Annotated in this window: 1 protein-coding gene; it reads right to left on the reverse strand. The window is 57.0% G+C overall.

Translation table 11 applies throughout. The features are described 5' to 3' along the window. On the reverse strand, positions 1-223 hold a 223-nt coding region (locus tag ACXAH0_RS25360), incomplete at both ends, for an IS66 family transposase (RefSeq protein ID WP_475196121.1).

A 223-nucleotide genomic window follows, 5' to 3' on the forward strand; every position in this document is an offset into this window, starting at 1 on the left:
CTGATCAGCAGCTACACCAATGGCCTCTTCCTCGGCAAGGCTCAGATTGAGTTGATCGAGGCTTTCCGATTTGGAGCCGAACCGGTTCCGGTGCGCCCCATGAAGCTGATGTTGAAGCTGCTCGACCTTCAGGCTCAGGGCCTTGACTTCGTCGGCAAGAAGCCGGTTCACGGCTTTCAATTCAGCCGGATCGTCAGGCGTGATGTCCAGGTCCTTCAGCATG

The organism is Roseibium sp. AWQ4_290 (assembly GCF_056160985.1).